A 7,845-nucleotide genomic window follows, 5' to 3' on the forward strand; every position below is an offset into this window, starting at 1 on the left:
TTTAATAAGGGAATTATGAAAATTCTAAAAACTTAAAAAAAACGAAACCGACATCGTTAAAAGTTAAGATGCAGAGTATTGCACAGAATGAAATGCAGAACACAATGGGTGGAGCTAATGTAAGCGAGAATCTGAAGACCGTTGTAGTAATCGGCAAGAAGAAGAGCGCTACAACAACGCAGTTCTAAATCGGTAGGCTAATTTCGAGGAAGGCATTCGAATCATCTCTTATGCCTTCCTTTAAATATAATAATGTATCAATCACTCCAATAAGCTTGAATAGACAAAATGAAACCATATAAGGCTTGTTCACCAGCAACAACAATTAATAGAATACGAAAGAGTCTGGATGAAGCGGGTATTTTCCTACAGGAAGCATCATACAGCAACAGCGATTGTCTTTTCACATCGCGTGTGCATATGTCAGGAAAGTTCTCACCTCTAAATATAGGAACAAATGGAAAGGGGACCACATATGAATATGCATTGGCAAGTGGATATGCTGAGTTTATGGAAAGGCTTCAAAACAATATGTTGTTTCGAGGGGTCAAGAATGCTGAAAAGCATAATCTGTCCAAGATGGACGATTGTTTTTACAAAAAACAATTGATAGAGCAAGGATTGGCACTAGACTTCCTATATGACCCTAAAGAATCAGATATTTTGATGGAAACAGAGGTCGAAAATCAGTTTGTGTTTCTCAAGTCCTTATTCCCCTTCATTAACACGAAATCCGATGCCATCAGTTTCTTCAAGGATTATCTGATGTTCAAAAATTGTAAATGTGTTCCATTCTACTCTGAAGAGGATAAAGGAGAGGTCATGTTGCCAATAGAACTGATACTCATTTCTTGTGGTTCTAATGGTATGGCTAGTGGCAACACCAAAGAAGAGGCTCTTATTCAAGGCTTTTGCGAGATTTTTGAGCGTTATGCTGGTTCACAGATATACAATCAGAATCTCACGCCACCTACTATTCCTATCTCTGCATTTAAGGATTATCCTGTATATTCTATTATCGAGAAACTACAGGAAGAAAATCGTTATAAACTAATCATTAAAGACTGTTCTTTAGGGAAGGGCATACCTGTACTGGGAGTTCTGGTTATAGATGAAGAAATGGGAAAGTACAATTTTAATCTCGGATCAGCACTAAATCCTGGTGTGGCTTTAGAGAGATGTCTAACAGAACTATACCAATCAGCCACAGGCCTTTCATGGTATGACATTACCTTTGAACAATATGCCAATAATCCTAAGTATGATGAGTCTTTTATCTTCTCTAATGGCAACAAGCTGTTCATTGACGGGAGCGGTAATTGGGGAGTGTGTCTTTTTAAGGAAAAACCATCATACGAGTTTAAAGGTTTGAACGATAGCCTTGACGTAACCGATGAGGGTGATATTTCTTTTATCAAGAGCCTTATCCATGGTCTTGGTTTTAGAATTTATATAAGAGACGTTTCATTCATGGGACTGAACTCCTATTATATAGTTGTGCCAGGAATGAGTCAGTTCGCCACCAAAAGGGAGCACTATGAGGTGCTGAACGACACATACTATAGCTTGAACTCTCTTCGCAACATAGAACACATATCAAAAGAAGAGCTGCTGGATATGTGCAAGAAGGTAAACAGCGACTATCAGTTGCTGAAAATGTTTAGTTTTAATTTCAATGAAATGCTGGTTTTTCACACCAACCGCGACTTGCATGAATTGAAATTGGAACAACTGCTATTCATGCTCAACTACAAAGCAGGAATGATAAAAGAAGCCTATTGGTATCTGCAGGAATTCTTGAAAAACAAGGACTTCGGTGCTTACAAGTATTATTATGGTATTAAAGACTACGTCAGGCTTAAATTGGAAAATAACAGTGATGACGAAATCGAGAATAAACTAAGCATCCTGTACAGTGATGAATTGGCAGAGATTATTGATGATGTGAAGGATCCTGACAAGATTTTACGTTACTATGAATGGCCTCAGAACTTTAATTGTGAGAATTGTGCCTTGATTGACGAATGCCGCCAGTTGGATCTTTTGAGAGTCGTGAAGAATATTCAGGGAAAACATCAAGAAGCGAACATCAACCATAATACCTTTATCTTCTGAAATGAAAAAGTCAATACTCATACTAATAGGACTTCTAATAAATCTGAGTTTTTGCATCGCGCAAAATCAGGATAAGGTATCCGGCCATATAATAGACTCATTGACGAAGAAACCAATAGAATTTGTCAATGTCGTATTGCTGAATGCCGACTCAGCGTTTGTTTGTGGTGCTGTAACCGATTCATTGGGCTATTACGAGCTTAGTAAGAATTTGGTGGAAGGCAAGACTTACACCATTCAAGTTACCCATGTATGCTATGATAGAAAGAGGGTTTCTTTTTGTCATGGGGAGCAGACAGATGTGTCGATAGAATTGACGGCAAACGCCACTTCACTTGATGAAGTGGAGGTAAATGGAATTAAAACAAAAGTGAGGAACAGACTGAACTTCACCTATTCTTTTACCGACCAGATGAAAGAGAATGTCAGACTGACATCCCGCCTCTTGGAAAACATCCCAACAGTATTTGTTGATTGTAACAGCACAGTGCATATAAAAGGAAGTAGTAACATTCTAATTCTCAAAAATGGTATTGAGCTGACAGACAACAGTCTTGTTGACCAAATTCAACCTGCAAGTGTGAAGCGTGTAGAGATTATGTACAACATACCAAGCCAGTATGCCAACCTCAACTACACCGCCATTATGAACATCATAACAGAGCGCGAACAGGGCTATTCCTTGATGGTAGACAACAAAACAGCTGTTGACGCCTCAATGAATGATACGAAGGTGAATATAGGACATGTAATAGAAAAGAACTCGTTTTACCTGTTTTATAAGCAGTATTATCGCAACTTGGAGATGAAGACAGAAGATAGGATATTCGATAACGGAGGTATGCTTTCATCAGAAGACCTATACACAACATCTCCACGCAAGGAGTGTGACAACGAGTTTTTCTACGGCTACACCTATCAGCCTAGCAGCAGATTTCAGATAGGCGTTGACGGTTATCTTTCTCTTTATAGGGAAAGGTTTCAGAATACGTATGAGAATCAGAACACGTCGTTCTCGGTGTTAAAAGAAGCGTTTAACACGCAGCACTATAAAGGTTATGCCAACTATAAAGACGAGAAAAATCACTTGAAGTTTGAAGTGTCGTTTAATAAGAAGGCAATAGACGATAACGATACTTATTTCACAGGCAATTCCTTGATTAGGCAGAATGAGAACCAGGAGATCTATGGCTCGAAACTCGATTACAACAGAAAATTTGATGAAACAACGACTCTTTATAGCGGTGTGAAGTATTCACATAACAAAACCAAAGGTCTTTTCAACAACAGTTACACGGATATAGCAGAAAGATACCATTGCAATAACATGTTTGCTTACGCAGAACTCATGAAAAGCCTTGGTGAAAACTGGACGGTGGATGCAGGGGTAAGTTTTCAGAATTATCATCGTTCCTTTGCAGATGGCACACGAGTGAAGGACACAGATTTCTTCCCAAAATTCAATGTCTCGTATGCATGGGATAACAACAACTTGGCATTGGGATATTCATCTTATCTGAACGATCCCAGTGTCTGGCAGATGCTTCCTTTCATTAAAAAGGAAAGCCAGAATATCAGCACCAAAGGCAATCCGTATCTGAAGCCACAGAAAAACGGTACGCTATCCCTTGAATACAGTTATTCCAAAGGCAATTTCTATCTAGCATCCTCTGCTTATTACAAACAAGTCAATAATCAGGTAGCCAGCAACCTGCTGACAGATGGCACTAACGCTACCCTTGAATTTATCAACATCAACAAGGTGCAAAACTTTGGCCTGGACTTTACGCTATCGTGTAACCTTACCAAATGGTGGAGCGTGAACTTCTATGCCGATGCGTTGAGCCGACGTATTGCAGCCAACAGTTTCTACGACACAAGCATGTTTTCCTATATGGTCCAGATGCAGAGCAACTGGCACCTGTCTTCTCGTCTAACAGCTATTGTGCAATACACATACAACAGTAAAGAGCTGCAATACAATGGGTACAGTAAATCCCGCGACTCCAGCATAGGAATGGTCAACTATACGCTCAACGACTATCTTGACCTATACCTAGTATTCATCCAACCCTTCGGCAATTTGAAGAGTCATAGCAGAATTCATCAAGCCACACAGTATGTTGACATGAAAGATAAGGTCTACTCACAAAAGGTCATGCTGTGTTTGACATTCAATCTTAGCAAGGGAAAGGTGCAGCGCGAGCGAAAGATATACGAAAACGAGTCTAAAAAACACTAAAGCATGTTTCATAGGTTCCGTATAGTGAGGCAATATGACAGTGTTGACTGTGCCTTGGCATGCCTGAAGATGATTTGCCAACATTATAAGATGTACCATTCACTTGATGCGAGTGAATATTCTTATTACATATCTAAGGATGGCATATCATTGGCATCGGTAGTGGAAATAGCCCGGAAGAATCATTTCGAGGTAACCTGCGGAAAAGTCTTTTTAGAACAGTTGACGCAAGAAGTAACGCTGCCCTGCATCCTATACTGGAATCGAAACCACTTTGTAGTATTATACAAGATAAGCCAGTTACATGGAAAATTTTTTTTTCATATAGCTGATCCTGCAAAGGGACGTGTTGTGTTTTCATTAAGTGAGTTCGAACAGCATTGGTCAACAGATACTGTTGACAGCAGAGCACAAGGTATTGTCATTCTGTTAGAACCCAACGGCAACTGTCAACCAGCAACAGTCAAGAAGAGAAAAACAGGAAAAAAAACTTTCCTCCCTATTCTGTTATCCTATAAGAAGATGCTTTTATATCTCTTGTTGGGCGTATTAATAGGGGCTGGCATACAAATGGCTTTCCCTATTCTAACACAATGGATTGTAGATAAGGGTATAGAAGGGGGCGACATCAGCTTTATCTTGATGGTACTTATTGGCCAGATGGCACTTATCACGGGAAACATGTTCAATGACTTCTTCAGGAAAGTTCTTGTCCTGAAGCTTGGTTCCAGGTTCAGTATCAGCCTACTTACAGACCTTGTTACAAAAATGCTGAGGCTACCAGTCAGATTCTTTGATTCAAAACCCATGGGTGATTTCATCCAACGATTACAAGATCATGACAAAGTAGAACGCTTCGTGACGGTCTATTTCGTGAATTGTGTGTTTTCGCTGATTACACTATTGGTCTTGGGAATTGTTTTAATGACATACAACGGTTATATTTTCCTAGTGTTTGTTTTAGGCAGCATTCTATATATCATCTGGACCTACTTGTTTGTGAATAAAAGAAAAACACTAAACTATGAACTCTTTGCCGTAAAAGCTAAGAATCAGGGAAAGTATTATGAGATACTGAAAGGAATTACTGAGATTAAACTTCAAAATCTGGAACAAAGAAACCGCGACGATATTGAGAACATACAAAAGGATTTATACCATACAAATGTAAAAGCACTTAAAATAGACCAATACCTGGATGTGGGAAATGTGTTCATCAATGAACTGAAAAACATCCTTATCACTTTCCTCTCAGCCTATTTTGTTATCCGGGGTGACATCACCTTTGGTATGATGATGTCTATACAGTATATCATTGGCGAGCTGAATGTTCCCATAGCCCAATTCCTCACTTTCATTGCCGGTTATCAGGATGCTAAGCTTAGTTTAGACCGTATGAATAGTATTTTCTCAATAGACAATGAAGAAGACGGGGACAAAGAAGCTTTTAAGCCACAACATGGTGTCATCTCTGTGGAGCATTTGCATTTTAAATATGTGATGTCAGGAAACGACATTCTCCACGACATGAACCTTTGTCTCCCCTTAGGTAAAAAGATAGCCATCGTAGGATCTAGTGGTAGTGGTAAGACAACGCTTGTTAAACTGCTACTGAAACTCTATGAACCCACTCAAGGGAAGATCGTTGTTAGTAATACCGATATCAAAAATGTGAAAAATCGTCTTTGGAGAAACAGCTGTGGTGCTGTTTTACAAGATGGTTTTATTTTCTCTGGCACACTCCGAGAAAACATCATCTTAGAAAAATCCTTCAATGAAGAACGTTTCCACCAGGCTGTTTCCATTTCAAATGTCGAAACGTTTGCAGAGCCTCTTCCATACAAATACGAGACAAGAATAGGTGATAATGGTATGCGCCTCAGTCAAGGGCAGATACAAAGGATTCTCATAGCGCGGGCTATCTACAAGAATCCCGACATCTTCTTCTTCGATGAAGCCACCAATTCGCTTGATGCCAACAATGAAAAAGACATTTTGGAAAAACTGAAGCCCATTCTGAAAGGCAAAACGGTATTTGTTGTTGCCCACCGACTAAGTACAGTAAAGGATGCCGATATTATTTTGGTCATGGATCATGGAACCATCATAGAGCAGGGCACCCACACCTCATTAGTAGAAAAACAAGGCTATTACTATCAGAGCTCATCAGGAACCAATTGGAATTAGGGAATTAGTCATCATGAACAACATTTTCTATAATTACATTGACAGGTTGCTGCCTAGTTGTTTTTCTGTCTTGGGGAGAAAGTGAAAACCTTGCTAGCACAGGGTGATGTCTCTTCCCCCCACAGCATAGATGCAGAGCAATGTCTTTTCCCCGATAATTATGTTGTCATTCCTATAGAAAACGCTGTTTTACCATTCTATCTCACTTGTATCGACAGAAAATATACATTTCTTCTGATTGACAGGCACTTGAAAGATGTTTACTGCATTACAAAGAAGCTGAAAGTGTTTCTCATGAGGTTTCGAAAACCGATGGACAGACAGGAAATCTCAGAACACATCCAGACGTATCATGATCGTGTGTTTCTTAGAGAATCTATTGCCCAAGGTTTTCTATTGCCACAACGTGAATCCTGCGAGCTTCCCCCTTCTGTTATTTCCTACAACTTCCCTCAAAGCCTATACACAGTTGTAGAGGTATTGGCACAGAGCACCTATAGCATTAGCTATCATGTTAGGAGCCGCACGGGGCAAGACCTCTTTCTTAAGCAACTGCGACTAATCGACCCAGATCAGCGAAAACATTTCCAGAAAGAGATAAGCATCATTAAAAGACTTCAAGATTCCCAAAACATATTGAAACTTATCTGCTTTGATATAGAGTCCATGTATTATGTTACGGAATATATTCAAGGAAGAAATCTGGAAGTGTGTTATCACGCCATGAACTTTTCGGAGAAAATAGACATCATAAAGCGCATTATAGCTGTGATCGCAAATTTGCACTCCAGAAATATAGTGCATGGAGATCTTCACCTCGCACAGTTTATCATATCAGATACAGGTATTCTCAAACTGATAGATTACGAAATGCTGGGAGACATTACCAGTAAACATGTGTTTCCCTATATGGGTGCTACATTTGAATATATCGAGCCAGAGTCGTTAAGCACAAACCCATTTGTACTTATACAGAAAGAAGATATTAATTTCAAAGCTGAGGTTTACCGCCTAGGTGTACTCATCTATACCATTATTTATGAAACGCCTCCCTTTTATGAGATAACTTGGAAAATGCTTTGTGAATCGATACTTCACGAAAGTCCAACATTTGTAAAAACCGACAATAAGGGCCATCGGATTCCAGATTGGATTATTGAACTCATAAAAAAGTGTCTGCACAAGGATCCAAATCAAAGATACGCTTCTGTATGCGAAATAGAAAACTTTGGAGTATAGATATTGAAGTCATCTAGACTTTTCCCTCTTTCTTATCTTTTTCAGAAAAATCAGTATAAGAA

The 7,845-nt window shown here is 39.2% G+C and carries 4 protein-coding genes; all 4 read left to right on the forward strand.

Features of this window, described 5'->3' with window-relative positions:
* Positions 1-288: 288 nt before the first annotated feature.
* The 4 genes from HMPREF0670_RS06010 to HMPREF0670_RS06025 all read left to right on the forward strand — a co-directional run bounded on the left by HMPREF0670_RS06010 (position 289) and on the right by HMPREF0670_RS06025 (position 7,783).
* On the forward strand, positions 289-2,115 hold the full coding sequence (locus HMPREF0670_RS06010) for a YcaO-like family protein (protein WP_009230263.1): 1,827 nt from the start codon (positions 289-291) through the stop codon (positions 2,113-2,115).
* A 1-nt stretch (position 2,116) separates the two neighbouring features.
* Positions 2,117-4,357, forward strand: a complete 2,241-nt coding sequence (locus tag HMPREF0670_RS06015) for a TonB-dependent receptor domain-containing protein (protein WP_009230264.1) — start codon at positions 2,117-2,119, stop codon at positions 4,355-4,357.
* Positions 4,358-4,360: 3 nt separating this feature from the next.
* Positions 4,361-6,544 carry a peptidase domain-containing ABC transporter gene (locus HMPREF0670_RS06020; RefSeq protein ID WP_009230265.1) on the forward strand — a complete coding sequence of 728 codons (2,184 nt, stop codon included), beginning with the start codon at positions 4,361-4,363 and terminating at the stop codon, positions 6,542-6,544.
* A gap of 312 nt (positions 6,545-6,856) precedes the next feature.
* Complete coding sequence (locus tag HMPREF0670_RS06025) at positions 6,857-7,783, forward strand: protein kinase domain-containing protein (RefSeq protein WP_198009274.1); 927 nt, start codon at positions 6,857-6,859, stop codon at positions 7,781-7,783.
* Positions 7,784-7,845: the final 62 nt, after the last annotated feature.

It is taken from the genome of Prevotella sp. oral taxon 317 str. F0108, assembly GCF_000162415.1.
GTDB lineage: Bacteria > Bacteroidota > Bacteroidia > Bacteroidales > Bacteroidaceae > Prevotella > Prevotella conceptionensis.

Bases quoted from the DNA above. Each gene is read 5' to 3' on its own strand.
- HMPREF0670_RS06015 (WP_009230264.1), top strand. From the start codon at position 2,117: ATGAAAAAGTCAATACTCATACTAATAGGACTTCTAATAAATCTGAGT.
- HMPREF0670_RS06025 (WP_198009274.1), top strand. From the start codon at position 6,857: ATGGACAGACAGGAAATCTCAGAACACATCCAGACGTATCATGATCGT.
- HMPREF0670_RS06020 (WP_009230265.1), top strand. From the start codon at position 4,361: ATGTTTCATAGGTTCCGTATAGTGAGGCAATATGACAGTGTTGACTGT.
- HMPREF0670_RS06010 (WP_009230263.1), top strand. From the start codon at position 289: ATGAAACCATATAAGGCTTGTTCACCAGCAACAACAATTAATAGAATA.